Below are 25,473 nucleotides of genomic sequence, written 5' to 3'. Positions count from 1 at the left end.
AAAAGTTAGATAGTGCCGCGAAATGATCAAAAATCCCAGCTGATCTGGGCTGTTGCCCCCACGTTTTCCGTGTTCATCAGGCTGGAAACCTGAACGGATATTGGGGCTTTTTTGAAGGTTTCAGTCCATGAAAAACGGACCTCTCTTTTCTCGTCTTCGGCGCTTTCTTCATCGTGATAGATTAGTTCCGTGCCGAATCGTTTCTCCTGAAGTCCATGAAGGGGCACTTCCATACGGTGTTCCTTGGCTTGTGCCGTGCCTGCCAGAATCAGAAGAAGAGTGATGCCTATTGTAATTGCTTCGAGTGTTTTTGATCTTTCCATGAATCTGAGCCTAGAGAGGCGGCCCGTGATTTTCCACTCAGGTTCTTCGCAATTCCGGACTTAGTGGAGGAAGCTTGCAGAATTAAAATGAAGAAGGCCCCAGAAGCATTTCCTAGGGCCAGCTTTAACTAGTCTTTGGTTTCTTTTTCGATCGATGTTCGCAGAAGCGACTCGACGTGGTTTTTGCGGTTTGAACCGCCCAGCATGGATTTCAGGCGGTTGTGAATGGAAGGGTCGTTAATCAAAGCGCCCAGGCTTCCTTCTCCGCGATCAATCTTTGACAGAATGGCATCCAGTTTGTCGATGGATTTCGCCAGCTTTTCGCCGCCGCCATGTGAATTCAATCCCGCCACAAATTTCTGACTGTCCTTGCTGGTTTGTGCCAGGCTGCTGGCCACGGTGTCCAGGTTGTTCATCACGCGCATCATGCGGTTGTCGACATTCATGGCGTGGGTGATTTTATACAGCTCATTGATAATATCAAAAATGCGCGATGTCTCATTGCCACGTTCGGCGATGATACCCAGCACGTCAGTGGGTTTGGCCACCGCCAGGATATCGCCTTCTTTCAGGTTTTCTGCGCGCGGGTCGCCCGGGATGATAAAGACGAATTTGTCACCCAAGGCTCCTTGAGTGCGGATTTCCACCTGTGATCCCTGACGGATGCGATCAATGTAGTCTTCGTTGATCTTCATTTTTACGTCCAAAGAGTTTTTCTCTGGCAGGAAGGTGATGGATTCGACATTTCCGACAGTCACACCGGACAGGGAAACGACACTGCCCACGGCCAACCCTTGAACCTGATCGAAATGGGCGTGAACACGAACGTAAGACGTGAAGATCGCCTTGTCGGCCCCGAGGAAAAAAATCGAGGCTAAGATCAGGAAAATCCCGATGGTCAGGAAGATGCCGACTTTGACTTGGGTGCTGAAGTGAGATTCCATTAAGCACTTTCTCCGTTAATAAACTGACTCATAACACCAGCAGGTTCCTGCTTGAGCTTTTCAATTGTGTATTGTTCACCGATTTTTCCATTCAAGAGCAACGCCACCTTGTCGCAGACGGCATAAACTGTCGGCATATCGTGGGTGACCAGAATGGAAGTCACACCTTTGGCTTTTAGATTTAAGATGGATTCCTGGATACGTTTGGTATTGTAGGGATCCAGCCCTGCCGTGGGTTCATCATACAGAACCACTTCCGGATGCATCATCATGGCACGAGCCAGACCCACGCGCTTTTGCATCCCTCCGGAAAGATTTCCTGGCAGAAGATTTTCCGAACCAGGCAGACCGAATTCCTGCAATTGATCATGGATCTGCTTGGCAATTTCCTCTTCCGTGAAATTGAAATGTTCGCGTAAGGGATAAGCCAGATTTTCATAAACTGACATCGAATCAAAAAGGGCGCCGCCTTGGAAGGCATAGGCCACTTTTTTGCGGATCTCAATAAGCTGCGTTTCGTTCATGGGGGTGATATCTGTACCTTTGATCAGAATCTGGCCCTTGTCCGGCTTTTCCAGGCCAACAAGGCTGCGTAGCAGAACGCTCTTGCCGGTGCCCGAGCCTCCAATCAGTCCCAGGCATTCGCCTTTGCGCACATAGAAGCTGACACCTTGGTGAACCTTTTTGCTGCCAAAGGATTTATGGAAATCAACGACTTCGATAACGCCATTGCGTTCGTTACTCATATCATTTTCTCCACAATCCAGAAAAGTTTTGACAGGAAGAAGTCACCCACAACAATCAGAATGGATGAAACGACCACGGCTTTGGTGGTCGCGATGCCGACCTCCTTGGTTCCGGCCTTTACATTCAAACCGAAGTAGCAAGAAGGAATCGCGATAAACAAAGCGAAGAAGAAGGTTTTAGCAAACCCTGACAAATAGTCCTGAATCGAAGAGGTGGTCATCACTTTGAGCAAATAGAAATTTGGGTCCAGATTCAGTTCAGTGGCCCCGACAATGAGACCTCCCAGGTTGCCGACCAGATTGGCGATAGAAACCAGAATGGGCAGAGTGATAAGGCAAGCCAGCACACGGGGAATAACAATTTTCTTAATCGGTGAGGTGCCAAGTGCCCGGATGGCATCAATCTGCTGAGTCACCACCATACTGCCAATCTCGCTGGCGATTCCGGCGCCGACACGCGCTGCCAGCATTAAACTTGTAAAGACCGGACCCATTTCACGCAAGATGGTCACGGCCAGAAGTTTTGGGACATAAAGTTTGCCACCGAATTTTTCCAGCCCCAGACCGAACTGCAGCGACATCACCATTCCAATGCTGACGGCAGTGATCACGATCAAAGGCAAAGAACGCATGCCAATCTGATAGATTTGTTCGGCGATCAGTTTGAAATAGATGCGGCCGTGAATGGTTTCACGTAAAACATCGCGGCTCAGCAAGCCCACTCCACCGATAAAGTGGAAGACTTCCATCATAAAAGCTGTCAGAGGAAGTGCGAGGTTATTCATTAGGGTGCCTTAAACTTTGTTTTAAACTCTTCAAAATAGTTTTGCTCAGCCGCAAACTGTTTCTGAACGCCACCATAGCTAAGAGTGTAGTTGCAGTTGTTTTTCTTAAAGACAACCAAAGCCAGTTGAACAGGTATGCCGTCGACAGTGCCCGTGGCCACGGATTGACGGGCCTCACGGCCATTAAACATCACAGATTCAGAGCTCTTCACATCCAGATTCGAAAGAGCCGCCTGGGACTCCGTTTCCATCTGCTGCAAGGAAGGGTCTGCCCCGCCACAGTCAGAAACAAAAGAAATGGTATTGCCCGTGGCCTCACTCAGCCAAGCCTTGTCAGAAGAAGCGGAATCAATAGCTTTAAAGGGCGCCCGAGGAGCAGAAAACTCCACCCCCTTGGCAGGCACGGATTTCCGGCCCGGCAAATTCACCGACACACAGCTCGTAAGCAGCACACTCAAGATGCAAACACCAAAGAAGTTTCTCATAGCACCCATCCATCGGAATAAATTGAGGAAAAATCCAGAGCTTGTCCGTCGAAACAGTGCCTCGGTCTAGGGGAAAGGGGGCAGTGAGCGGCTCATCCCCTTCGGACACATCCTCGCGGACGTGATCCCTGCGGGATCTACTGCTGCGGAACTTGGGGCTGATCCGCTCACTGCCCCCTTTCCCCTAGACCAAGCTTTCTCGTCGTTTAAACAATGCACTTTCCTCTGCTGTTGGCGCACCAAGCTCTTGGCGGAGGGCTTAGGGGAGTCCGACGCAAGTTCCGCAGCAGCAGCCCGAAGGGCGCGTCAGCGAGGACTGTCCGAAGCGGCGGCCTCCCCTAAGCCCTCCGCCAAGGGCCGGGTCGTCAAGCCGTCATTGTTTTGGCGGAGGTGTTGGAAATTCTATGAAACTTTTTGCCCAGCTTGAACTTATTTGCCATCAGGCCTTTGAAAGGGGTGGCACTGTATGTGCAACAGCAAAGCGAAGGGAAGAGAAGGGGTTCAAGGAGTGAACACTTTACGATTTGTGATGATGGCAGGATGCCTGTTCTTTGGTCTAGCTTCAGCAGAAGCTAACAAGGTCAATGGCGTGATCAATTTTCAGGGGGACACGGTTCACCTGGAGCTGACTGGTCAGCAGAACTGGGACTATGACGTTAAGCGCTTGGATAAAAAGGGCCAGACCGTTGTAGAGATGACAGTGCCTGCTCTGGATGAATCCACTATTGATTCTCTTTCTTCTTTTAAAAGTGATTTTGTGACCTCCGTGGCCGTGGATCGCAAGGGGCCGGATGGCAAGAACGTGATTCAGTTCACCTTGTCTGGTGAAGACATTGATACCTTTGATTACCTGACTGATCAGCCGTCGCGTTTGATTATGGACTTTTATGTGAATCCGTCTGCGAAAGCCTCCAAAGCGAGCAAAAAAACTGTGGCGGAAAAAGAGAAACATCTTCCCACAGAGCTGCCAGCTAAGGTCCTAAAACCTATAGCAAAAAACAAAACAGACAAGAATCGAAAGCCCGCGACAGCGGATACTTTGGCGATCGCTCAGCAAGGCGGCGTGGCGGTGGCTCAGAATGACAGTGTGAAGTCGGGGATTTTTGACGGAGGAGATCCAGAGTACGAGCGCTTCTCTATTAAAGATTATGAGATCAAAGAAGATGCCCTGATTCGCGCCAAGGATAACTATTATATCCCGTTCCCGATGCTGGAAACTCCTGTCAGCTATTGGGAGAAGATGAAGGTGACGCCGGCAATCTATCAGATCACGCCGAAATCTTCGGAAGAAAACAAACAGGCTCGTCTGCTTTTGACATTGTTTGAAAAGCAGCGCTATGGCGTTTATCTGAAAACCCAGCAGTGGTTCAAGGATAAGTATCCGCAATCAGAATACAATGAAGTCATCGACTTTATGACCGCCGATGTGCATCTGGCCATGTGGCAGGAAGAGGGTCGTGTAAAAGATTACGATCAGGCGATTCAGAAATACAAAGAAGCCGTGGCGAAGTATCCGCGGTCTCCTTTGGCGGAAAGAACCTCATTGAAGCTGGGCTATCTGGCTTTTGAAAAAGGTGACTATCTGAATTCACTGCGTTTCTTCCAGGAACACATTGAAAATAAGAACTTCGCTGACAAGGAATCCCTGTCCAAGGATCTGGCCCGTTTGGGAATGGGTTTGGATTTCATGAAGTTGAACAAGTGGGACGATGCGATTGCGCACTTTAATCAGGTTGAAAAAGACGCTTTCAATCGTGATCTAAAAGTGGAAGCGGCTTACCGCCGTGGCGATGTCTGGGTTCGCAGCAAAAACTATCCAAAAGCCATCGCTGAATACCAGAGCGCCTTGAAAAAGTATCCGGAAGGTCAGGGACTTTATCCGAATGCTTTCTTCAATCAGGCGGAATCCCTGTTTATGACCAATAAGTATCAGCAAAGTCTGGATACTTACCGTGAATTTGTGAAAAAGTTCCCAAGCAGCAATCATTCGGCTTTTGCCATGACACGCATGGGAGAACTGCTGGATATCTTCGGCGCAGACAAGTCCCGTGTCATGGGAGCTTATCTGGAGACTTATTTCCGCTATGGTGAAACTCCGAATGCTGTGATTGCGCGCTTGCGTTTGCTGAGTGCACGCATGAAAGGCATGAAGCCGAAGGAAGTGAACCATGCCGTGGCAGAAATCATGTCTTTGGCAAAGAAGATTGATCTTCCCAACATTGAACAGTTTGCAACGGTGATGGTGGCCGACGGTTACACCAATCGCGATGAACATCAAAAGGCCATTGACCTGCTGTCAAAGTACTACAAAGAGCATCCGACGTCAGTGGATGTTCCTCTGTTGACCAATCGTATTGTCTCCAACATCAACGACAAACTTGAATCTGAAGTCAATGCTGGCAACTTTATTGCGGCTTTGAAGACACACAGTCAATATGCTGACAACTGGCTGAAAAACTCCAGACGGCTGGATACGAAATACAATGTGGGGCGCGCATTTGAGATGGCGGGCGTTCCTGTTGAAGCCGAACGTTATTACAAAGATGTTTTGAATCGCACCTACGCGATTCGCGGGACCCCGGAAGCCAAGGAAGTTCAGGTAAAAGAACAGGTGCCCTCCGAGGATGAGTTGAACCTGCGATTGGCAACAGTCTTTACTGAAGAACAAAAATACAATCAGGCCTATGACTATCTAAAGAATATCAAAAATCCAGAGAAGATGGATGAGAACTCTCAGATTGAGCGAGTGAATGTGGCTGTTCGCCTGCTGGAAAAGCGTGGCGACAATGACTCCGCCGTTCGTTACCTGGGAGAGCTGTTACGCACTTGGAAGGGACAGCCACAACTGGTGGCTGAGCCGTACCTGAAACTGGCGGATCTTCAGATCAAGCAGGGGAAATCAGATGAGGCCCTGAGATCCTTGGAGATGATTGATCAGCTGCAAAACGATTCCGGCAAAATTGCGCCTGTGATCCATGCGAAAGCTCTTGAGACAATGGGCGATATCTATCTGGAAAAAAAGCAAAGGAATCTGGCCACAGGTTCTTATGAGAAGCTTCTGGAAAAATATGAAGACAGTCGTCCTCTTTCCTCCATTCGCTACAAGCTGGGTCAGATCTACTTCAAGGAAGGTGAGATTCAGAAGGCGGCGGAAGTCTGGAACGAGTTCAAAGGTGATAAGAGCGGCTTCTGGAAGAAGCTGGCTCAAGAACAACTGCAGAATTCGGACTGGAGAGACGGTTACAAGAAATATATCAAAAGAATTCCAGCTATGTCTGAGAACGAACAAGGCCAATAGGAGTTTGGATGTCGTACTTTGATTTTGATGCCCTACACATCGAAGATAGAAGAATGCACGAAGTGAAGCAGTTGAGTCTTCAATTGGCCGGCACCCAGGCCAGTTTGTTGTTGGTAGGTGAAGCCGGTTCGGGGAAAACAAGTCTGGCCCGCTATATTTACACAAAAAGCCGTTCTTCCCGTTTGTATTGTCTGGATTGCAAAAACGCCGGTGGCTTTGATTTTTCGCGTGTGGATGGTGGCACTTTACTGATCGAGGATCTGGATTGTGCGTCTGTGGCCTTGCAAAATGATCTGATGAAACTGGTGGAAAGAACTGACGGCACCCGTCCTCGTTTTATTTCAACAAGTCGTCGCGACATTCGTTCCTTGGTGAAGCAAGAGCAGTTCCGTCAGGATTTGTTCTATAAGTTGGCGGTGGTTCATTTGGAAATTCCAAGACTGGAAGATCGCAGTCTGGATTTCCAGAATATCGTGAACTTTGTTCTGGAAGTATCCCAGATCATGCATGGCAAGTCGGGCTTGCGTTTGACGGCCGAGGCCTATGAGCGCCTGAATGCCTGGAATTGGCCTGGCAATATCCGGGAGCTGGAAAATGTCCTGGAAAGAGCCGTGGTTCTTGCAAAAACTTCAGACATCGGCCCCGAATGTATTCAATTTGAGGCTGAATTTTCGGATATGGACCTGGATTTTGCTCCGGGCATGTCCCTTTCCGAGGTTGAAAAGCGTCTTATTCTACAGACCTTGGAGCTGACGGCCCAGAACCGCACTCGTGCGGCGCAGATGCTGGGAATCAGCATTCGAACATTGAGAAATAAACTTAATGAATACAAGGAAGAAGGTGTTTTATGAGTGGTCTATTCGATAAAACAACCAACGCACTGGCGACCTCATTGCACATGAGGCAGCTTCGTCACAATGTGACGGCGTCAAACATTGCCAATGCGGAAACCCCTGGTTATCACGCCAAGAAGATGGACTTTGAAGGGGCTCTGCAACGAGCTCTGGATCTGGATGGCGCCAACAGCCTGAGCACCAGCAATCCTGAACACTTCTCTGTCGGCGGTGTTTCTGTCGCTAAAACCCGTCCGGATATTTACGATGATCCGGAAGGGGCGGTGAACAACGACGGTAACACTGTGGACGTGGAAAAAGAAATGTCAGCGTTATCCGAGAATGCGATCCTTTACAAAACAGCCCTGCAACTTATCAACAAGAAAATGGCTGCTTTGAAGTACGCGGCTACGGAAGGGCGGTAATAGATGGCTGATTTTTTGACCGGTATGAGAATCAGCAGCAGTGGGATGGCAGCGCAAAGAATGCGCATGAACACCATTGCCAGTAATATTGCCAATATTAACACGACCCAGACGCCGGAGGGTGGTCCCTACCGTCGCAAGGATGTGGTTTTCGAATCCATGCCCGATGCGAAGAACTTTGGTGAGATCATTTCTTCGACGGATCCCGCAGGAAGCTTCCAGCGAGTCCAGGTCACGGATGTGATATCTGACCGAAAGGCTCCGCTGATGAAGTATGAGCCGGACCATCCTGATGCAAATGCAGAAGGGTATGTGGCCTATCCGAATATTAATCTGATGGAAGAAATGACCAATATGATACAGGCGTCGCGTTCTTATGAAGCCAACGTGACAGCGGTGCAGGCGTCCAAGGATATGGCCCTTTCCGCGCTGGAAATAGGCAGGTAATTCCTTCCTAGACCCCGGCAAAAATTAGGGACTTTTTTGTTTTAGTTTATTACAATTTTCATAAGGAGAAGGTGAAGCCATGGAGGGTTTTACTGTATCAAATGCAAACAGGTTTCTCGACACTGGGATCGTGCGTGATTCCAAGTCATTAAGCATCGAGAACACCCCTTCAACAAGTTCGACATCCGATACGGGCAAAAGCTTCGCCGACACCCTGAAAGACGCCGTTGGCAGTGTGAATGAAATGCAGAAGGCTTCAGACAAAGCCATGCAGAATCTCGCAACTGGCAAGACGGACAATGTGGCCGATGTGATGATCGCCGCGGAAAAAGCAGACATCGCCCTGAAGGTGATGGTGCAAGTGCGCAACAAGATCATTGATGCGTACCAAGAAGTTATGAAGATGCAGGTTTAGTTTCTTAGGCTGGAGGGGTTTCCTTGAATAAGATTTTTGGTGGATTGGTTGTCCAGTTTCGCGAGTTCTTCAAAAACCTGGGTCCGACCAAAAGACTTTCAGTAATTGCGGTTACTGTTATTGCGGCGGTGGCACTTTTCACGATGCTGTTTATGGCATCAGGGAAAGACTATGTGCCTCTGTTCACGAACATTCCGACCGAGCAGGTTTCCACAATCGTGGCAAAACTGAATGAAAAGAATGTGCCTTTCCAGCTGCGTGATGGCGGAAAAACTGTCGCTATTCCAAAAGAGCTTTTGCATTCCACGCAAATGACTTTGATGGCGGAAATCGGTTCTCCTAAAATGGGTTCTATCGGTCTTGAGATCTTCGATAAACAAGATTTCGGCATGAACTCGTACGCTCAAAAGATCAACTATCAAAGAGCTTTGCAGGGCGAGCTTATGCGCGCCATCAACACCTTGACGGCCGTTAAGCAGTCCAAGGTGATTCTGGCTTTGCCGAACAAAAAAACCTTCCTTGAAGAAGGCGGTCAGGCCTCTGCCTCTGTTGTGGTTGAATTGCACCAAGGCAAAGAACTGGCACCGGAACAGGTGCGCGGCATTCGCTATTTGGTGGCAAACTCTGTTGAAGGCATGGACGCTGACAAAGTGACAGTCCTGGACGAGCGTGGGAAGGTTCTAACCCGCGTGGCAGATGGAACTACCGGCGGATCCAATGAACTGCTGGACTTGAAAGCAAAAATCGAAGGTGACCTGGAAGACCGTATTGAAGACATCCTTTCCAAAGTTGTCGGTCATGCGAAGGTGGTGGCTAAGGTCGATGCGACTTTGAATCACCGTGTGATTTCTTCTGTGGAAGAATCTGTGGATCCGGACAAAACCGCGATCCGCTCCCAACAGTCCGAAGAGGAATCTTTGGATGGTTCCCGTACAAATCCAGCCGGAGTTCCGGGTTCCCGTTCCAATTTGCCGGGAGCGGAGGATCAAGGCACGGTGGGCTTCCGTCAGGATGTTAAGAAGGAAATCAAGACGACAAACTATGATGTTCCAAAGACGGTCCGCAATATCCGTGAATCTGCCGGGAATCTGGAGCGTGTCAGCGTCGCCGTCGTTGTTGATGGTGTGATGACCACAACAACGAAAGCAGATGGCACGACAGAAACCACCTGGAAACCACGTTCTGCGGAAGAGCTAAGAAAATACGAAGACCTGGTTAAGAATGCCATCGGGTTCAACACCGCTCGTGGTGACAGTGTTAAGATTGAAAACATCCAGTTCCAGCCGGAGGATTTCTCAGAAGCTGAAAAGATCCTGACGACACTGGAAAGAAAAAAGCTGATCCATGCTTTGTTTAAATGGGCATTGCTGGGCTTCAGTTTGGCGTTGTTCTTCTTCATCGTGGTTCGTCCATTCATGCAGTGGATTACTGACAGCTTCCAGGACTCTGTGGAAGAAATGCTTCCACGCACCATCGAAGAGCTGGAAGAGCTTCAGTCGGTGGATAACACCCTTCCAGGCATGTCGACGGCTTTGCCGGTGCTTCAGGAATCCATTGATCCTGAGAAGGCTGAAAGTGAATTGTTGAAAGATCGTATCCTGTCATCAATGAGTCGTGATGAGGAAAAAGCAGCCAATGCATTTGGAATGTGGCTGGTTAGGAAGGATGGCTAATGAAACTTCATAAGGCTGAAAATATTGAGTATGAAAATCTCAAAGGCTTCGACAAAGCCGCTATCCTGATCAATTACCTGGGCAAAGACGCCGTGAAGGTGCTTCTGCGCCGAATGGATGACTCTGACATCCGCAAGCTGATCAATCAGATGAGCAAACTGCGTGTGGTGCCGGTGCATGTGACAAAGCGTGTTCTGGAAGAGTATTACGAAATGATCTCTGAGACAGAAGATTATATCTTCTCCGAAAATATCTCCGCCAAGGACACCATCGTGGATGCTCTGGGCGAGGAAAGAGCCCGAGGTATCCTGGGGGGGTTGAATATCTCCACCGGTGGATCTCGTTCTTTGGAGTCCTTGGAGATGGTCGATGCGAAATCCCTGGCCACATTCCTGGTGAATGAGCACCCGCAGACAGTGGCCGTGATTCTGGCCCATTTGGAGCCAGAGAAAAAAGGCGAGGTTCTGAAGCGTCTGCCAGAGGCATTGCAGGCCGAAGTGGTTTTGCGTATGGCCAATCTGGAACACGTGGACCCTGAGCTTATTGCTGAAATTGACCGCGTTCTGAAAAATCAATTGTCCAATACAGCGACAGTTGAACAGGCAGCCCTGGGTGGTGTTCATCCTGTGGCGGAAATGCTGAACGTGATGGATAAGAACACGGAAACGGCGATCATGTCCCGTCTTGAGGAAAAAGATCCTCTGTTGGCGGAAGAGATCCGTAAGTTGATGTTCGTCTTCGATGACATCGTTAAAATCGATGACCGTGGTATTCAGACTCTTCTTAAGGAAGTGGCCAACGACAAGCTTCTGCTGGCACTGAAAACATCCAGCGAAGAGATTCGCACGAAGATCTTCAAGAATATCTCTGCCCGTGCGGCCGAGATGCTGCGTGAGGATCTGTCGAATATGGGACCTTCGCGTCTGTCCGACGTCGAGTCGGCACAGCAGGAGATCGTGAATGTGGCACGCCGTCTGGAAGCCGAAGGAAAGATCCTGATCGCAAGAGGTGGTTCAGAAGATGCAATGGTCTAATCGCGCGTCTAAGTCTGTCTTGCCCAAGGAGCTTGCCGAGAACACAGTTCTTGAGTTTGTTCCCATGCGCTTTGACTTGGGGACACCCGAGCAGGCCATGAACTATCTTGCTGAGAAGAAGAAAGGTTCGGACTTCCGCATGAACGATGCCGTGCGTGTGCAGACAGGCATCGACGAAGTCGAAAAAGGCAGCGAAGAGGAAAAAGTCGAAGTCGCTGCTTTGGAAAAGCTTAAGGAAATACAAGAGGCGGCTTACCAGGAAGCTTACAAGCTGGGTCTGGAAGAAGGCCGAAAAGAGGCGTTCGAGCAGATTTCTGCGGAGATTGCCGAGCGCATGTCCTCTTTGGATACGCTGCTATTGACGATCAAGGATCTGAAGAAGGACATGACTTCGTTCAACGAAGCTCATTTGTTGAAGTTGATGTTCCAGATGGCCGCTCGCTTGGCGAAAACGGAACTTCAAAGTAATAATGAGGCGATGGTCGGTATCCTGCGCGATGCTGTTGGTTTGGCGCAGGACGAAGAGGAGATCACCGTTCATGTATCGCAGGCGCAATTTGATTTCCTGGAGACTTTGAAGCAGGAAACGGGCCGCGAGTTTGAATTTATCAAGAAAATCAACTTCGAACCCAACCCCGATGTGGCTGAAGGTGGATGTATCGTGGAAACCAATTACGGTGAAGTCGATGCCCGCATTGAGCAGCGCATAGAACAGTTGTGGTCTGTGCTTTCTGAAAACATGCCAAAAGTAAAAGACAGGATTGCCGGCTGATGAGCGAGCTTGAACTGAATCTGGATAAGTATTCTGAAGTGATTCAGTCCATCCATTTGACCAAGGACAGTGGCAAGGTCACGGAAGTCAATGGGATGCTTATCAAGGGTTATCTGCCCGGAGCCAGTGTTGGCAGCATCGTTTCGATTAATCCCAGCGGGACCGAAAAGTCTTTCCTGGCTGAGGTGGTTGGTTTTAAAGACAAGCACGTACTGATGATGGCCCTCAACGATATGAGAGGCGTCGCTTTGGGGTCCAAGATCGTTTTGGCCCGCCAGATCGCCACGGTCCGTGCCGGGGAAGAGCTTTTAGGGCGTGTTGTGGACGGCTTGGGTCGTCCCCTGGATGCCCTGGGTGAAGTCGAAAATTTCAAAGAAGTTCCTTTATACAGTGAAGTCCGAAATCCGTTGGAGCGCAGACCCATTCGCGAGCCTATTGATCTGGGGATTCGCGCCATCAATGGCGCATTAACCGCAGGTCTAGGCCAGCGTGTCGCAATTATGGCGGGTTCTGGTGTGGGTAAGTCCGTCCTTCTGGGGATGATGGCCCGAAACACCAATGCCGATGTCAACGTGATTGCCATGATTGGTGAACGTGGTCGTGAGGTGCGCGAATTTATTGAACATGATCTGGGACCCGAAGGGATGAAACGATCCGTGGTCGTTTGTGTGACCAGTGATCAAAGCCCTCTGCTGCGTATGCGGGGAGCTTACGTGGCAACGGCCTTGGCTGAATATTTCTCCTCTCAGGGAAAGAACGTTCTGCTGATGATGGATTCGGTGACTCGTTTTGCCATGGCTCAGCGTGAAATCGGTTTGAGCACAGGCGAGCCGCCTTCTCAGAAAGGTTATACGCCGAGCGTGTTTGCGACCTTGCCGAAGCTGCTGGAACGTGCCGGTTCCTTTGAAGGTGAAGGCAGTATCACCGGATTCTATACGACCCTGGTTGAAGGGGACGACATGAATGACCCGATCGGGGACTCTGTACGTTCCATCGTGGACGGGCACATTGTTCTAAGCCGTGCTTTGGCGCAGAAGGGACACTTCCCTGCCATTGATGTCATGCAAAGTGCCAGTCGTGTGATGCGGGCGGTTTCATCACCAGAGCATGTGAAGCTGGCGCAGAAGCTGCGTGAGACCCTGGCGGTGTACAAAGATGCCGAAGATTTGATCAATATCGGGGCTTACAAACCAGGTTCTAATCCGAAAATTGATAAAGCTGTGAAGGTTATTGATGCTGTGAACGACTTCCTGAAGCAACGCGTGGAAGATCCGACCAACTTCACTCAGACGATCCGTCAAATGCAGCAAATTCTCTTAAATGCCTAGTGCCCTGACTCGAGGTTTTAGATGAAGTTTAAGTTTCCCCTGCAGAAGGTTCTTGAGCATCGCAAGATCAAGGAAAATCTGGCGCAGAAGGATTTCCAAGAGGTGGTGACCCAGCTCAATGAAGAACAGGGACGGCTGGAGGCCATGCTGGGGCAGGTGCAAAACGCCCATCAGCAGGCGGGAAGCCTGTCACAGGCGGGTGGGGCCCAAGGTCCAGCCCTAAGTCAGATTCATGAATTCCTGAAAGGTCAGGAAGTCCGCATTCAGCGTCAAAGGCAAAAAGTACAAGAAATCGAGAAATTGGTCGAGTCCAAGAGAGAAATTTTGCGACAAGCCGCTCTGGAATATAAAATTATGGAGAAGATGCGTGAGAACAAGTTCGAAGAATATCGGGCTGAGCGTCTTTCTAATGACCAGAAGGAAATGGATGAGCAGTCCATTCTGAGGTTCAAAGCTGTGAAGGAATCATAGTCGATGAAAAGCGGATACGATCAGTTCTTTAAGAATGCCCGTCAGGTGGCGGACAACAAATCAGGTGTAAAGTTTCAAAAAAGACCCCAGTCTGCAAAACTTCATCTGGATTTGGCTTCTGAGGACGTCGAACAGCAGATCCGCCGTCGCATGAAAATGTCGGCTCCGAAAAAATCCAAAAAAGCTCCAGTGCCCTGGAAGATGATCGTGTTTTCCTTTGTGGGTTTGCTGGTGGCGATCTGGGGATTCCAGAACTACGAGGAAGTCGAAAATATCGTTAAACGCGTCGAAGTTCAGATGACGGGCGAAGCCATTGCTCAGGCACCGGCACAGCCATCCGCTCCGGCTCCTGGAGATGCGGGACCTCAGTTGGAAAAAACCGAAGCTCCAGCGGCTTTAAGCAGTGTGGAGATTGATCATCTGCAAAAGTTGAATGAAAGAAAAAAAGAGCTTGATGCGCGTGAGGAAGAGCTAAACCGCATGGAAGCCGAACTGGGAACTCAGAAGGTGGAGCTGGAAAAGCGACTGAAGGACCTTGAAGAAATGCGTGCCCGTATTTCATCCATCCTGGAAGAGCGTGTGAAGGCCGATGCGGAGAAAGTCGATACTTTGGTACAGATGTACACCAATATGAAGCCTCCACAGGCGGCCAAAGTCTTTGAGACGATGGACGAGGATTTGGCCATTGAGATACTTGGCCGTATGAAAAAGAAGAATGCTGCTGATATTATGAATTTGTTGAAGCCTGAAAAAGCTCAGATCCTGTCTGAGATGTTTGCGGGCTATAAGCGTCGTGCTCCTGCGAGCGCGAAATAGTAACAACGATTTTTTCCAGGGAAGGAGGAAGGTTTGTTACAAAGTATCGTACCCCCCATGGCGGGTGCGACCGAGCTGAAGTCACCACCCGGCAGAACGGGGGACAAGGACTTCAAAGGTTCCGGATCCGATTCTTCATTCGGAAAGGCTCTCGAAGAGAAAATAACTTCGAAAAGCCCGAAGGAAGCGAAAGAATCTCCGCAACGGGAAGTGAAGGCAAAGAACGAAAAGCCGGAACAAACCGAAGCGAAGAAGGGGAAAGAACCCGAGGTCAGCCAAAGCGATGGGAAGATAGAAAAGAAGGGAACAGTTCGACAGCAAAAAATTAAAGAATTCATGGACTCCTTCGAGAGTGAATTCGAGATATCCCCCACGCGACTCGTGGAGGCGATGGCCCAGCTGGACGACACCCAACTAGTACAATCCCCGGAAGACACGGCAGAAGCTGTGATCGCGCAATTAGGACTGCCAGAGGAAGACGCTGACAAAGCTCAGGCGATGTACGCTTCCCTGTTGGTGCAATTGCAGCAGGCTCCTGTGCCGGCAAAAGCGCCGCAGTTCACAATAGGCACTGGCGTGACCCAACAGGGCATGCAGATGCGCGTGGATCAGGCGCAAGCCAAGCAGGATCTGTTGGGCGCCACGGTGGATCGCTTAAATCAAAAATTCTGGAAGTCCCCAGAGCCTCAGTCGGCAGCAATGTCCCATCTTGATGCGGGCATGATGCAGAATATGAATCTGGATGAAGCTTCTTTTGCAGAGCCGACGGAACTTCCTTTGGTGGAAGATATGGCTTTGCCGGAAATGCCGCCTCAGGCGCCGATGGCAAAACTTCCAGAGCTTCCTCCACATCTGCAAGGGCAGATGCAGGAAGTAATGTCTCCGGCGTTGTTGGCGGCTTTGGCAGCAAAGAAAGCCGCTGAGGCGCAGGCTGCTCAAGGAACCGGTGTTGCTGAGAGCATGGCCGCTTCTGAAGAAGGGGCTGAGCTGATGGCGGAGTTCACTCAGGCGCTCAAGGCGCCGGAAGCTCCGAAGGTGCCCACCTCGCAGTCTCTGAATCCATTGCAAGTGCAGGCGAAAATGCAGGATCTGATGCGCAATGAATCGCAAGGTTCAATGATGCAACAATCCAACAATTTCATGCAGCAGGGAACAGGCTCTGAGAAAGAGGCGGTCGTTGACAAAATGAACATCAAGTCAGCGGACTTCAAACAAAGTCTGCAGGGACTTGAAGGCATTCATGGTGCTCCGATCAAGGGCGAAACTTTAAGTGTGCCGACGAGTGCGGCTCCGGTTGCCGGCATGGCTCCGCAAGGGCAGGCCAATCCCGCTGAAAACGAAGCAGCGGTGAAGCAGCTGATGAATCAGGCGCAGTACCTGATCAAGCGCGGTGGCGGTGAAATGAAGGTTCAGATGACCCCCGAGGGCATGGGAACCATTCACCTTAAAGTGATGCTCCAGGATGGCAAAGTGAACCTGCAGATGTCAGCAGATACTCAGGAAGCTAAAAAGACCATCGAGTCTAGTCTAGCTGAACTGAAAACCAGTCTTGCTGCTCACAAATTGTCCATGGAGAATGTAAAGGTGGACGTTGTGAACTCGACTTCCGCAGATACGGCGACGCAAAACCAGACGAACATGAACGGCAATCAGCAAAGAGATCAAGCCCGTCAATTCTGGAACCAGTTTAATGAAAACTTCGGTTCACAGGGACGACGTGAATCTTTGACCGATATGCCTTCGTTGAAAGGTTACGGCGGACGTCGGGATCCACTTCAGCCGATCGAGACGCGCTCCACGGCGCCAGCTCGCAAAGTTGAAGGCAAAGGCAGTGGTCTTAATCTAGTGGCATAGCGGCGACAGCCGGCAAAGCTGAAGCCCCGGCAGGGGCGGAAGCTGAAGCAGCAGTAAAGGAGCATAAATGACAATGGTGAATCCGAAATTAGGAGTGAATGCATTCGGAGCGACTCAGGTGAAACCCGAGAACGCTGGCGCTTCTAATATCAGTGCCCACGATAAGGATAAGCTTGGCGGCGAAAATGTCGGCGAGGTTCTGAATAAGATTGTCGATGCCAACTGGCAGGATCCTGCGAAAAAAGTTCGTACCACTGGAAATCCAAACCTGGATAAGGATGCTTTCTTCCGCCTGATGATGGCGCAGATGAAAAATCAAGATCCTACGAATCCGCTGAAGAGTCACGAGATGGCGGCACAGCTTGCGAACTTCTCGTCACTTGAGCAGATGCAGAACATGAACCGAACACTTGATGAAATGAAGAATGGTCAAAAGCCTTCTGAAAATTTCCAGGCATTGAATCTGATTGGCAAAGCCGTTGCCGGGGATTCCTCCAAGGTGGTGCGCGGTGTGAATGATAAAGAGCATGACTTCAAGTTCAATCTGCCAATGGAAGCCAGTGAAGTGACAGTGAAGGTTCGCGATGCAGAAGGCACTGTTGTGCGCACGTACAACTTGAAAGGCCTGAAGCAAGGTGCGAACAAACTGACATGGAACGGTGAGGATGAAAGAGGCATGAAGTCCCTTCCCGGTGAATATCAATTCATGGCGGAAGCAAAGACAGCAGACGGCAAAAAGATGGGAATTAAGACAGACTTCGACGGGATGATCACGGGTGTGAGCTATTCCTCTGAGGGCCCTGTTCTGCACGTGGGGAATCAGGCGATTCGTTTCTCTGACGTGAAGAAGATTACGGACCCACGTCTTATGACCACTGACCAGAAAGTAAATGATGTAACAAACCTAGACTTGAAGAAAGATGATGCTAAAGGACAAACTGTAAAAGAGGGGAATGCAGAGTTACAAAACTCTTCCATGACTCCTGCTCCTGTAGCAAAATCTAACATCATGAACACTGTGGGTTTGTCCCGCGACATGATGGAAAAGATCGCTAAGGAGACAGCGAAGTAATGGTCGATTTAAAGAAGATACAAACTCTTGATCAACTCATCCCGCAGCAACCAGGGAAGGTGAAACAACCGGATCTGGCTGGGGGACCCTCCTTCAAGGAGACACTGAATCAGGTCGGCGGCGTCAAGCCTCAGAACCTGGGACAGATGCAACCTCCGGGGCTTGCAAAAGCTGTTGAAGGAGTGAAGTTTTCGAATCACGCGATTGAGCGGATGAGAACTCGGGGAATTAACTATTCACCGGAAGATATCTCAAGACTCTCAGAGGCGGTTTCGAAAGCGGCGGCGAAAGGTTCCAAGGATTCATTGATTCTGATGAATGACTCGGCACTGATCGTCAGCGTGAAGAACAACACGGTTGTGACAGTGATGGACAAGAATGCATTGAAAGAAAATGTGTTCACGAACATCGACTCAACAGTGGTGCTTTAAACGCAAGCGCTGAAGCTGTCCTGAAGAGACGGATAAAGCGTGGAATCCTCCTTCGCTCATGAATGAGCTACGGCGGATTAATTGTGAAGCTGTCCGGAAGTGGCAGATAAGCAATGATAGTAAAATTTAATATTAGGGCTGGTCCTCGCAGAGGAGGCCCTCCAAAACGGTGGTTCTCGACTAGAACTGCCAACGACATGGAGGTCACATGGGTATTCTTTCTTCATTGTACACGGGTGTTTCCGGTATGACTGCTCAGGGCGAGGCTTTGGGTGTTATCGGGGACAATATCGCCAATGCCAACACGACAGGTTTTAAAGCCAGCCGTGCAGAGTTCCAGGACATCATCTCTAAAAATCTTAAAGGTATCCTTGGTGGTAACCAAATCGGCCGTGGTGTGAAGATCGGTGCCGTAAATCCAATCCTGACTCAGGGTAATATCGACGCGACAGAAAAAGTGACTGACTTGGCGATTTCCGGTGACGGTTATTTCAAAGTTAAAGGTTCTGATGGTGAGTCTTACACTCGTGATGGTTCCTTCCACTTTGACCGCGAAGGTTACCTGGTGACTAACGACAATCAGAAAGTTCAAGGTTTCGCAACAGACGAAAAGGGCAATATCGTTAATAAAATGACTGATATCAAGTTCCCTCGTGCCTTGATTCCTGCCAAAGCGACGAAAGAGTTGAAGTTGGATCTGAACCTGGATTCCCGTATGGAGCCAACTAAGAAGTTCGATATCAACGATCCTTACTCCACTTCTCATTACTCTACGGGTGTTGAGATGTACGACTCTCAAGGTAACAAACACCTTGTCAGCTTCTTCTTCAACAAAGTGAATGACCGTGAGTGGGAATTCAAAGGGTTGGTTGACGGTAAAGAAGTCACTGGCGGCGAAGACGGAAAAATGTCTGAAGTTGCTGCAGGTAAATTGACGTTCACTGTTGACGGTAAGTTGGAGTCTCAGGAAACAACTTCCACAAACTTCAACTTCAAAGGTGGTGCTTTGCAGGACCAACAAGTGAAGTTGAACTTCGGTGATGCGATTAAAGAGGGTGGTAAAGGTTTGGACGGTACTAAACAGTACGGTAAAAACTCTGATCTGATCTCTTGGCACCAGGATGGTGCGGCGGCTGGTACGATCACTGGTTTGTCATTCAATGACGACGGTATCCTGACAGCGGTTTACTCCAACGGTCAGGCTTCTGACCTTGCTCAGATCGCTCTGGCGAAGTTCGAAAATCCGGAAGCTCTGTTCAAAGTGGGTAACAACCGTTTGAAAGAATCCAGAGATTCCGGTACAGCGTCTTTGGGCGGCCCGGGCGCTGCTGGTCGTGGTAAGTTGTTCGCAAAATCTCTGGAAAGATCCACTGTTGATTTGGCGACAGAGTTCGTAAACATGATCCAAAATCAGCGTGGTTTCCAAGCCAATGCGAAGACAATCACGACGACAGATGAACTTCTGAACGAGGTTATCCAGCTTAAGCGTTAATTCTAGATAATCTGCCCTAAACCATAGAAAGACCATGTCACAGGCTCCCTGACCAGGAGCCTGTTTATTTTCGTCTGGCAAGCGGGTTTCAAGGGTGGATTTGTTTCATCTCGGCAATTCTCATCGGGGTAGCGATTAAATCTCTGTAATGATGAGCTTTTCAGGCTACAATATGAATGTTCATCCTTTTGTTTAGAAACAAATCTGCTATAAATTGGCTTACAGATATTACATTAGGAACCCGAAACAAAGGTGACTCGAGATGAGATGCTTAGTAGTCGAAGACGATAACGAAATTGCAACGATCGTAAAGCAGGGCTTGGGCGAGCTGGAAGGCGAAGTCGAAGTTGAGTCCAACGGTCGCCGTGCTTACGAACGTGCACTGACGAATCATTACGATATCATTGTATTGGACCTTATGCTTCCGGAAATGGACGGTTACACTTTCGCAAAGTCGTTGCGTGAAAAAGAAGTGAACACTCCAATTCTGATCCTGAGTGCATTGTGCGAGCTGGATGACCGCCTCAAAGGTTTGAGCATGGGTGGTGATGACTATCTGACCAAGCCATTTGCAATGGCTGAACTACAGATCCGCGTGAAGAATCTTTTGAAAAGATCCCAAAAAGCTTCTGAAGTGACTCAGTTGGTGTTCCAGGATCTGAAGTTGAACCGTCTGAATCGTGATGTGGTTCGCGCGGGTCGTAAACTCGACCTTCAGGAAAGAGAATTTGTTCTTCTTGACCTGTTCATGAGCAATCCTAATAAAATCATTGGTAAGCAGACGATCCTGAAGGAAGTCTGGAACTATGATTTTGATCCCCAAACCAACGTGGTAGACGTACTTGTATGCAGACTCAGAAACAAGCTGGAAAAAGATTTCCCTACACGCCTTATCTATACGGTTAGAGGTGTAGGATATGTTCTCAAGTCGTCTTAAGCCGACGCTATTTCGAATCAGCACCAAGTTGACACTTGCGTACTCACTGGTTCTGATTCTGAGTTCCACCGTTATTTTCAGTTTTCTCTATTTTCAAATCAGCCATGGACTGCAAGACCAGGAAAGAGATCTTTTAACGTCAAAGTTGGAAGAGTATCGAAACCGCATTGAGGTGCGGGGGTTGAGCGAATTTAACGATTACTTTCTTTATATTCCCAATTATGACCGGGATGCCGCTTTGTTGGTGACCGTCTTTGCACCCAAAGGCCAGGTCAGCTTCTTTCATGAACCATTTCCCAGCTTCAAGTTGGATGAAGTCGCCTTAAAAAAGGAACTCGATACCCATCGGGGTCAAAACTTCGAATTTGTTATGCAGGAGCTTCATGGGGGCGATGCCGTCTTTGTGGTGGGTACGACTTTAAAGGATGGAAGCCGTCTTATTGTCGGAAAAAGCCGCGAAGCTTTAAGCCAGCAGCTGCATAATCTGCAAAAGATCTTTTGGTGGCTTTTGGGGCCCGTGGCATTGATTGGCTTCCTTGGGGGCTTGTTCCTTTCAAATAGAACTCTCAGTCCGGTCCGTGAGTTGATCACCTCGATGAAGAAAATTGAAAGTGGATCTCTTTCGACGCGGGTTCCGATCGGGGGCAGCGATGATGAGTTGGAAGAACTAAAAGTTCTTTTCAATAAGATGCTCGACAAGATCGAAGGTTTGGTCAGTGGCCTCAAAGGAGCCTTTGATCATTTGGCCCACGATATTCGGACTCCGGTGACCCGGCTTCGGGGGCGTGCGGAATTGGCTTTGACCAGTGAAGGGGATGTTGAGTCCTACCGCGAGGCTTTGCAGAGCTGTTATGAAAACTCGGATAAAATTCTGAATTTCTTGCAGGTTCTGACGGATATCACTGAGGCTGAAAATCGCAGCAAACGCCTGAAGCTGGAAAAGAAGTTCATCAGTGATCTGGTAAAAGAGATTATGAGTTTGTACGAGATGGCCTTTGAGGAGAAGGACATTAAGGTTATTCAGAAACTCGATCATCATGACTGGGCCATGGTTGATGCAAAACTCATCAGTCGAGTGATTGCCAATTTGCTGGATAATGCTCATAAATACACTCCATCTGGCGGTCAGGTTACAATTGAGACCATCAATCAAACCGAAAACGTGATTATCCGTGTGACAGACACCGGGCCCGGTATTTCAGCGGATGAACACGGTATGATCTGGCAGAAATTATATCGCAGTGATAAGAGTCGATCCGAGTATGGCATGGGCCTGGGGCTGACCTTTGTAAAAGCGGTGGTTGAAGCTCATGACGGAAAAGTTTCCGTGCGCAGTCCCGTTAAGGACGGCAAAGGAACAGAGTTCGAAGTTCTTCTTCAGAAGATGTCTTAAGGGCCTGCACTTTGAATGTTGCTGGAGCTTCGACCAAGGTCAGAGTTCCAGTAGAATCCCGCAATGAGACACGCTTCGAGTTCCCGTGCGCGACGCTGAGGAACATTTACAGACACTGGTCCAGTAAAAAGACAGTAAATCAGTAAGTAGCTCGAATTTAGACGCCCAAATAGCTCTTTCGAACCACGTCGTTGTTTAGCAGATTCTGTGCTGAGTCCTGCATCACCATGCGACCACATTCAAGAACATAGGCTCGGTGAGAGATCTTCAGAGCCATGCGTGCATTTTGTTCGACCAGCAGAATGGTCATGCCTTCCTGATTCAATTTTTTTACGATGTCGAAAATCTGTGCCACGATCAAGGGGGCCAGTCCCAAAGACGGCTCATCCAACAAAAGTAATTGTGGTTTCGCCATCAGCGCCCGTGAAATGGCCAGCATCTGTTGCTCGCCCCCGGACATGGTTCCTGCCATTTGGGCCAGTCGTTCTTTTATACGGGGGAAAAGTTCCAGGCACATGTCCAGGTCTTTTTTAATTTCGGCCTTGTCCTTGCGGGAATAAGCACCCATTTCAAGATTTTCCAAGACGCTCATCTGTGGGAAAACGCCGCGACCTTCTGGAGACTGAGCAATGCCCAACCCCACTCGACGGAACGTGGCAACGGCTGTAAGGTCCTGATCTTTGAACTGCAGTTTTCCAGAGCAGGGAACAATCCCGGAAATAGCGCGCAAGGTGGTGGTTTTACCCGCACCATTGGCACCGATTAAAGAAACGACTTCACCTTTGTTGACTTCGAAACTGACGCCTTTTAAGGCATGAATCGAGCCGTAGAAGACATCCAGGTTTTCGACTTTTAAAAGCGGGGAACTCATTCTTTTTCCTCCACGCCCAGATAAGCTTCAATCACTTTGGCAGAGCTTTGCACTTTGGCTGGGGTCCCCTCTTCGATCTTCACACCATGATCCAATACGATGATGTTTTCACAGATGCCCATGACTAACTTCATGTCATGTTCGATCAGAAGAACGGTCAGTTTGAACTCTTCGCGAATTTTGGCGATGGTTTCCATCAGATGATGGGTTTCGGAATGGTTCATTCCGGCCGCGGGTTCATCCAGCAGGATGATTTTTGGATCCGTCGCCAGGGCCCGGACGATCTCAAGTTTACGCTGCTCTCCATAAGGTAGTGAGTTGGCGGGTTTGTGAGCTTTGTCTTCCAGGTGAAAGATCTTAAGAAGATCAATGGCTTTATCCTGCAAACGACTTTCGTCAGTACGGAAGTTTTCAGTCTGAAAGAGCGTATCAAAAAGTCCGTATTTCACGTGCTGGTGTCCAGCTATTAAAACGTTGTCCAGGACTGTCAGATTTTTGAAAAGACGAATGTTCTGAAATGTACGGGTCACACCACGATGGGAAATTTCGTAAGGCGCCAGACCTTGCAGACTTTGGCCTTCCAGAAGAACTTCGCCTGAAGTGGGTTGATAGACGCCGGTGAGCATATTAAATACGGTGGTTTTTCCGGCGCCATTGGGGCCGATCAGGCCGGCTAATTGACCTTTTTTAATTTGGAACTCCAAAGAATCAACGGCTTTGAGGCCGCCGAAACGCATGGTGATCTTGCGGGCTTCAAGCAGAACGTCTGACATATTTTCTCCAAACATCGCCAAGTTCCATGTCGCCGAAAAGACCTTTGGGTCGCAGAATCATCATCAAGATCAAAGACAAGGAATAAATCACCATGCGCAGATCCACACCGGTCAGTTCCTGCAAGGGGCGCAGTGCTTCGGGCAGAATTGTGATAATGATCGCGGCCACAATAGATCCGGTCATGGAACCCATGCCTCCCAGAACCACCATGATGACGGCATTTACACTTTGCAGGAAGGTAAAGGATGATGGATTGATAAAGTTAGTGAAGTGCGCAAACAGGGCCCCCGCCACACCAGCAAAGAAGCTTGAAAGGACAAAAGCTTTCACCTTCATTCGAGTGGTGTTGATACCCATGGCTTCCGCGGCGATTTCATCTTCACGCACACTAAGGAAGCCACGGCCATGACTGGATCTCATGATGCGCCAGATGGTGAAGAAGCAGATCACAATCCACAAAGAGGCAAATGAGAAGGACCAAAGAAACGAGCCAAACCCCGGAATTCCTGAAAGACCGCGGGGGCCTCCTAAAAAGTCCATGTTCAGCAGGGCGACGCGGATGATTTCACCAAAACCCAAAGTCACGATTGCCAGATAGTCGCCCTTCAGGCGCAGGGAGGGCAGTCCCACCAGGAATCCCGCCGCTGCGGCGACAAGGCCGGCCCCTAAAGTGAAGACAAAATATTGAACTATGAGCAGGGATGATGGAGCAAAACTCCAGCGGGTGGAGGCGTAGGCCGAAAAGTAGGCCCCAATAGCCATAAAACCCGCATGACCCAAAGAAAACTGGCCGGTATATCCGTTGACCAGATTCAGGCTCATCGACATCAGGCAGTTCACGCCCGCAAAAAGAAGAATCAATTGAACATAAGCATTCACGCCAAAATTCAGCGCAAGACCCAGAAGACACAAACCCAACAGAGCTAAGGCGGGATTCTTAAGTGCTTTCATCACACCTTCTCCACAGAGTATTTGCCCAGAAGACCTGCAGGCTTGAAGATCAGAATGACAATCAAAATCCCAAAGGCCAGGGCGTCGCGGTAGGTACTGGAAAGATAGGCCACAACCATTTCTTCAGAAAGTCCCATGATCATGGCGCCGATCACTGCGCCACCAACGTTTCCGATGCCACCCAGCACGGCAGCAACGAAGGCTTTAAGTCCGATCATCATACCCATCAAAGGATCAATTTTCGGGTACTTCATTCCCACCAGTACACTGCCGATGCCAGCCAGGGAAGAGCCGACCACAAAGGTGAAGGCAATAATACGATCCGGATTCACGCCCATCAGACTGGCAACCATGGGGTTGGCACTGACGGCCCGCATGGCTCGTCCGATTTTGGTTTTAAACAAAAGAAACTGCAAAGCCAGCATGGCGGCAATGCCCACGCCAAGAACCGTGACATCGAAAGAGCGAACTTCGACATTTCCGATGGTGAAGATCACAAAATCTTTCATCACTTCGGGAAAGACTTTGGGATCGGCACCGAAAACAACCTGTCCGGAATATTCCAGGAACAAACTGACGCCGATGGCGGTAATAAGCACATTCAATTTGGGAGAGTTGCGTAAAGGGCGATAAGCCAGGCGCTCAATGACCAATCCCAGCAGACTGCAGCAGATCATGGAAACAACAATCAGGGTCAAAAGAGTGCTCAGACCCGGATCATTTTCAATTCCGATCCAGCGTGCGAAGTAGTAAGCGGCAAAGGCGCCCACCATGTAAACATCTGAGTGGGCGAAGTTGATCATTTTTAAGATTCCGTACACCATCGTGTAACCCAGAGCGATCAAGGCATAAATAGAACCCAGGCTCACTCCATTGATCAGATGCTGTACGAAATCTTGCATG

At 49.3% G+C, this 25,473-nt stretch carries 26 protein-coding genes; 17 read left to right on the top strand and 9 right to left on the bottom strand.

Translation table 11 applies throughout. The features are described 5' to 3' along the window. Nucleotides 1–26: 26 nt before the first annotated feature. The 5 genes from ACZ5ZV_RS17845 to ACZ5ZV_RS17825 all read right to left on the bottom strand — a co-directional run bounded on the left by ACZ5ZV_RS17845 (nt 27) and on the right by ACZ5ZV_RS17825 (nt 3,283). Nucleotides 27–323: a hypothetical protein gene (locus tag ACZ5ZV_RS17845; RefSeq protein WP_464118570.1), complete on the bottom strand. Its 297-nt coding sequence runs from the start codon at nt 321–323 to the stop codon at nt 27–29. Nucleotides 324–451: 128 nt separating this feature from the next. Beyond that, nucleotides 452–1,267 carry an MlaD family protein gene (locus ACZ5ZV_RS17840; RefSeq protein WP_464118569.1) on the bottom strand — a complete coding sequence of 272 codons (816 nt, stop codon included), beginning with the start codon at nt 1,265–1,267 and terminating at the stop codon, nt 452–454. Then, the gene (locus ACZ5ZV_RS17835; protein WP_464118568.1) at nt 1,267–2,013 is read right to left on the bottom strand and encodes an ABC transporter ATP-binding protein; all 747 of its coding nucleotides are present in this window, start codon (nt 2,011–2,013) and stop codon (nt 1,267–1,269) included. Before ACZ5ZV_RS17835 ends, ACZ5ZV_RS17840 begins: the two co-directional genes overlap by 1 nt. Continuing rightward, nucleotides 2,010–2,798 (bottom strand): MlaE family ABC transporter permease, encoded by a 789-nt coding sequence (locus tag ACZ5ZV_RS17830; protein WP_464118567.1) that lies wholly within the window; start codon nt 2,796–2,798, stop codon nt 2,010–2,012. Before ACZ5ZV_RS17830 ends, ACZ5ZV_RS17835 begins: the two co-directional genes overlap by 4 nt. Beyond that, nucleotides 2,798–3,283 (bottom strand): hypothetical protein, encoded by a 486-nt coding sequence (locus tag ACZ5ZV_RS17825; protein ID WP_464118566.1) that lies wholly within the window; start codon nt 3,281–3,283, stop codon nt 2,798–2,800. The genes ACZ5ZV_RS17830 and ACZ5ZV_RS17825 overlap by 1 nt, the downstream gene beginning before the upstream one ends. A gap of 508 nt (nt 3,284–3,791) precedes the next feature. On the opposite strand from ACZ5ZV_RS17825, the gene ACZ5ZV_RS17820 reads away from it, so the two are divergent. From ACZ5ZV_RS17820 to ACZ5ZV_RS17740, 17 genes are all read left to right on the top strand, one after another. Next, nucleotides 3,792–6,581 carry a tetratricopeptide repeat protein gene (locus ACZ5ZV_RS17820; protein WP_464118565.1) on the top strand — a complete coding sequence of 930 codons (2,790 nt, stop codon included), beginning with the start codon at nt 3,792–3,794 and terminating at the stop codon, nt 6,579–6,581. 8 nt (nt 6,582–6,589) lie between these two features. Continuing rightward, nucleotides 6,590–7,432: a sigma 54-interacting transcriptional regulator gene (locus tag ACZ5ZV_RS17815; RefSeq protein ID WP_464118564.1), complete on the top strand. Its 843-nt coding sequence runs from the start codon at nt 6,590–6,592 to the stop codon at nt 7,430–7,432. Continuing rightward, nucleotides 7,429–7,839: a flagellar basal body rod protein FlgB gene (gene flgB / locus ACZ5ZV_RS17810; RefSeq protein ID WP_464118563.1), complete on the top strand. Its 411-nt coding sequence runs from the start codon at nt 7,429–7,431 to the stop codon at nt 7,837–7,839. Before ACZ5ZV_RS17815 ends, flgB begins: the two co-directional genes overlap by 4 nt. A 3-nt stretch (nt 7,840–7,842) precedes the next feature. Beyond that, complete coding sequence (gene flgC, locus ACZ5ZV_RS17805; protein WP_464118562.1) at nt 7,843–8,286, top strand: flagellar basal body rod protein FlgC; 444 nt, start codon at nt 7,843–7,845, stop codon at nt 8,284–8,286. Between the two features lie 79 nt (nt 8,287–8,365). Next, nucleotides 8,366–8,701, top strand: a complete 336-nt coding sequence (fliE, locus tag ACZ5ZV_RS17800) for a flagellar hook-basal body complex protein FliE (RefSeq protein ID WP_262552912.1) — start codon at nt 8,366–8,368, stop codon at nt 8,699–8,701. A gap of 23 nt (nt 8,702–8,724) precedes the next feature. Next, nucleotides 8,725–10,374 carry a flagellar basal-body MS-ring/collar protein FliF gene (gene fliF / locus ACZ5ZV_RS17795; RefSeq protein ID WP_464118561.1) on the top strand — a complete coding sequence of 550 codons (1,650 nt, stop codon included), beginning with the start codon at nt 8,725–8,727 and terminating at the stop codon, nt 10,372–10,374. Next, nucleotides 10,374–11,408: a flagellar motor switch protein FliG gene (gene fliG / locus ACZ5ZV_RS17790; protein WP_464118560.1), complete on the top strand. Its 1,035-nt coding sequence runs from the start codon at nt 10,374–10,376 to the stop codon at nt 11,406–11,408. Before fliF ends, fliG begins: the two co-directional genes overlap by 1 nt. Next, the gene (locus ACZ5ZV_RS17785; RefSeq protein ID WP_464118559.1) at nt 11,395–12,180 is read left to right on the top strand and encodes a FliH/SctL family protein; all 786 of its coding nucleotides are present in this window, start codon (nt 11,395–11,397) and stop codon (nt 12,178–12,180) included. The genes fliG and ACZ5ZV_RS17785 overlap by 14 nt, the downstream gene beginning before the upstream one ends. After that, nucleotides 12,180–13,508: a FliI/YscN family ATPase gene (locus ACZ5ZV_RS17780; protein WP_464118558.1), complete on the top strand. Its 1,329-nt coding sequence runs from the start codon at nt 12,180–12,182 to the stop codon at nt 13,506–13,508. Before ACZ5ZV_RS17785 ends, ACZ5ZV_RS17780 begins: the two co-directional genes overlap by 1 nt. 21 nt (nt 13,509–13,529) lie before the next feature. Beyond that, nucleotides 13,530–13,979, top strand: coding sequence for a flagellar export protein FliJ (gene fliJ, locus ACZ5ZV_RS17775; RefSeq protein WP_464118557.1), 450 nt, complete (start codon nt 13,530–13,532; stop codon nt 13,977–13,979). Nucleotides 13,980–13,982: 3 nt separating this feature from the next. Then, nucleotides 13,983–14,795, top strand: a complete 813-nt coding sequence (locus ACZ5ZV_RS17770) for a MotE family protein (protein WP_464118556.1) — start codon at nt 13,983–13,985, stop codon at nt 14,793–14,795. A gap of 33 nt (nt 14,796–14,828) precedes the next feature. Next, nucleotides 14,829–16,649: a flagellar hook-length control protein FliK gene (locus ACZ5ZV_RS17765; RefSeq protein ID WP_464118555.1), complete on the top strand. Its 1,821-nt coding sequence runs from the start codon at nt 14,829–14,831 to the stop codon at nt 16,647–16,649. Nucleotides 16,650–16,716: 67 nt separating this feature from the next. Further along, entirely contained in the window at nt 16,717–17,721 is a 1,005-nt protein-coding gene (locus ACZ5ZV_RS17760; protein ID WP_464118554.1) for a flagellar hook assembly protein FlgD, read from the top strand. Then, nucleotides 17,721–18,152: a TIGR02530 family flagellar biosynthesis protein gene (locus ACZ5ZV_RS17755; protein WP_464118553.1), complete on the top strand. Its 432-nt coding sequence runs from the start codon at nt 17,721–17,723 to the stop codon at nt 18,150–18,152. Before ACZ5ZV_RS17760 ends, ACZ5ZV_RS17755 begins: the two co-directional genes overlap by 1 nt. 208 nt (nt 18,153–18,360) lie before the next feature. After that, nucleotides 18,361–19,644, top strand: coding sequence for a flagellar hook protein FlgE (locus ACZ5ZV_RS17750; protein ID WP_464118552.1), 1,284 nt, complete (start codon nt 18,361–18,363; stop codon nt 19,642–19,644). Nucleotides 19,645–19,906: 262 nt separating this feature from the next. After that, complete coding sequence (locus ACZ5ZV_RS17745) at nt 19,907–20,581, top strand: response regulator (RefSeq protein WP_464118551.1); 675 nt, start codon at nt 19,907–19,909, stop codon at nt 20,579–20,581. Continuing rightward, nucleotides 20,562–21,974: a sensor histidine kinase gene (locus tag ACZ5ZV_RS17740; RefSeq protein ID WP_464118550.1), complete on the top strand. Its 1,413-nt coding sequence runs from the start codon at nt 20,562–20,564 to the stop codon at nt 21,972–21,974. The genes ACZ5ZV_RS17745 and ACZ5ZV_RS17740 overlap by 20 nt, the downstream gene beginning before the upstream one ends. A 157-nt stretch (nt 21,975–22,131) precedes the next feature. On the opposite strand, the gene ACZ5ZV_RS17735 is transcribed toward ACZ5ZV_RS17740, so the two are convergent. Genes ACZ5ZV_RS17735 through ACZ5ZV_RS17720 form a run of 4 tightly spaced genes read right to left on the bottom strand, consistent with a single transcriptional unit; the run spans nt 22,132 to nt 25,472 of the window. Beyond that, nucleotides 22,132–22,845, bottom strand: coding sequence for an ABC transporter ATP-binding protein (locus ACZ5ZV_RS17735; protein ID WP_464118549.1), 714 nt, complete (start codon nt 22,843–22,845; stop codon nt 22,132–22,134). Then, a complete protein-coding gene (locus ACZ5ZV_RS17730; protein WP_464118548.1) occupies nt 22,842–23,618 on the bottom strand; it encodes an ABC transporter ATP-binding protein in 777 nt (258 codons plus the stop codon). Before ACZ5ZV_RS17730 ends, ACZ5ZV_RS17735 begins: the two co-directional genes overlap by 4 nt. Further along, nucleotides 23,599–24,570: a branched-chain amino acid ABC transporter permease gene (locus tag ACZ5ZV_RS17725; RefSeq protein ID WP_464118547.1), complete on the bottom strand. Its 972-nt coding sequence runs from the start codon at nt 24,568–24,570 to the stop codon at nt 23,599–23,601. Before ACZ5ZV_RS17725 ends, ACZ5ZV_RS17730 begins: the two co-directional genes overlap by 20 nt. Next, nucleotides 24,570–25,472, bottom strand: a complete 903-nt coding sequence (locus tag ACZ5ZV_RS17720) for a branched-chain amino acid ABC transporter permease (RefSeq protein ID WP_464118546.1) — start codon at nt 25,470–25,472, stop codon at nt 24,570–24,572. Before ACZ5ZV_RS17720 ends, ACZ5ZV_RS17725 begins: the two co-directional genes overlap by 1 nt. Nucleotide 25,473 lies beyond the last annotated feature (1 nt).

Source organism: Bdellovibrio sp. HAGR004 (genome assembly GCF_055397015.1).
The sequence above is the reverse complement of the archived record's forward strand: the minus strand, read 5'-3'. Positions and strand labels throughout refer to the sequence as shown.

What these genes read in the sequence shown, in the direction of transcription:
- ACZ5ZV_RS17845 (WP_464118570.1), bottom strand. Translation starts at nt 323, where the DNA reads ATGGAAAGATCAAAAACACTCGAAGCAATTACAATAGGCATCACTCTT.
- ACZ5ZV_RS17840 (WP_464118569.1), bottom strand. Translation starts at nt 1,267, where the DNA reads ATGGAATCTCACTTCAGCACCCAAGTCAAAGTCGGCATCTTCCTGACC.
- ACZ5ZV_RS17835 (WP_464118568.1), bottom strand. Translation starts at nt 2,013, where the DNA reads ATGAGTAACGAACGCAATGGCGTTATCGAAGTCGTTGATTTCCATAAA.
- ACZ5ZV_RS17830 (WP_464118567.1), bottom strand. Translation starts at nt 2,798, where the DNA reads ATGAATAACCTCGCACTTCCTCTGACAGCTTTTATGATGGAAGTCTTC.
- ACZ5ZV_RS17825 (WP_464118566.1), bottom strand. Translation starts at nt 3,283, where the DNA reads ATGAGAAACTTCTTTGGTGTTTGCATCTTGAGTGTGCTGCTTACGAGC.
- ACZ5ZV_RS17815 (WP_464118564.1), top strand. Translation starts at nt 6,590, where the DNA reads ATGTCGTACTTTGATTTTGATGCCCTACACATCGAAGATAGAAGAATG.
- flgB (WP_464118563.1), top strand. Translation starts at nt 7,429, where the DNA reads ATGAGTGGTCTATTCGATAAAACAACCAACGCACTGGCGACCTCATTG.
- flgC (WP_464118562.1), top strand. Translation starts at nt 7,843, where the DNA reads ATGGCTGATTTTTTGACCGGTATGAGAATCAGCAGCAGTGGGATGGCA.
- fliE (WP_262552912.1), top strand. Translation starts at nt 8,366, where the DNA reads ATGGAGGGTTTTACTGTATCAAATGCAAACAGGTTTCTCGACACTGGG.
- fliG (WP_464118560.1), top strand. Translation starts at nt 10,374, where the DNA reads ATGAAACTTCATAAGGCTGAAAATATTGAGTATGAAAATCTCAAAGGC.
- ACZ5ZV_RS17785 (WP_464118559.1), top strand. Translation starts at nt 11,395, where the DNA reads ATGCAATGGTCTAATCGCGCGTCTAAGTCTGTCTTGCCCAAGGAGCTT.
- ACZ5ZV_RS17780 (WP_464118558.1), top strand. Translation starts at nt 12,180, where the DNA reads ATGAGCGAGCTTGAACTGAATCTGGATAAGTATTCTGAAGTGATTCAG.
- fliJ (WP_464118557.1), top strand. Translation starts at nt 13,530, where the DNA reads ATGAAGTTTAAGTTTCCCCTGCAGAAGGTTCTTGAGCATCGCAAGATC.
- ACZ5ZV_RS17770 (WP_464118556.1), top strand. Translation starts at nt 13,983, where the DNA reads ATGAAAAGCGGATACGATCAGTTCTTTAAGAATGCCCGTCAGGTGGCG.
- ACZ5ZV_RS17760 (WP_464118554.1), top strand. Translation starts at nt 16,717, where the DNA reads ATGACAATGGTGAATCCGAAATTAGGAGTGAATGCATTCGGAGCGACT.
- ACZ5ZV_RS17755 (WP_464118553.1), top strand. Translation starts at nt 17,721, where the DNA reads ATGGTCGATTTAAAGAAGATACAAACTCTTGATCAACTCATCCCGCAG.
- ACZ5ZV_RS17750 (WP_464118552.1), top strand. Translation starts at nt 18,361, where the DNA reads ATGGGTATTCTTTCTTCATTGTACACGGGTGTTTCCGGTATGACTGCT.
- ACZ5ZV_RS17745 (WP_464118551.1), top strand. Translation starts at nt 19,907, where the DNA reads ATGAGATGCTTAGTAGTCGAAGACGATAACGAAATTGCAACGATCGTA.
- ACZ5ZV_RS17740 (WP_464118550.1), top strand. Translation starts at nt 20,562, where the DNA reads ATGTTCTCAAGTCGTCTTAAGCCGACGCTATTTCGAATCAGCACCAAG.
- ACZ5ZV_RS17735 (WP_464118549.1), bottom strand. Translation starts at nt 22,845, where the DNA reads ATGAGTTCCCCGCTTTTAAAAGTCGAAAACCTGGATGTCTTCTACGGC.
- ACZ5ZV_RS17730 (WP_464118548.1), bottom strand. Translation starts at nt 23,618, where the DNA reads ATGTCAGACGTTCTGCTTGAAGCCCGCAAGATCACCATGCGTTTCGGC.
- ACZ5ZV_RS17725 (WP_464118547.1), bottom strand. Translation starts at nt 24,570, where the DNA reads ATGAAAGCACTTAAGAATCCCGCCTTAGCTCTGTTGGGTTTGTGTCTT.
- ACZ5ZV_RS17720 (WP_464118546.1), bottom strand. Translation starts at nt 25,472, where the DNA reads ATGCAAGATTTCGTACAGCATCTGATCAATGGAGTGAGCCTGGGTTCT.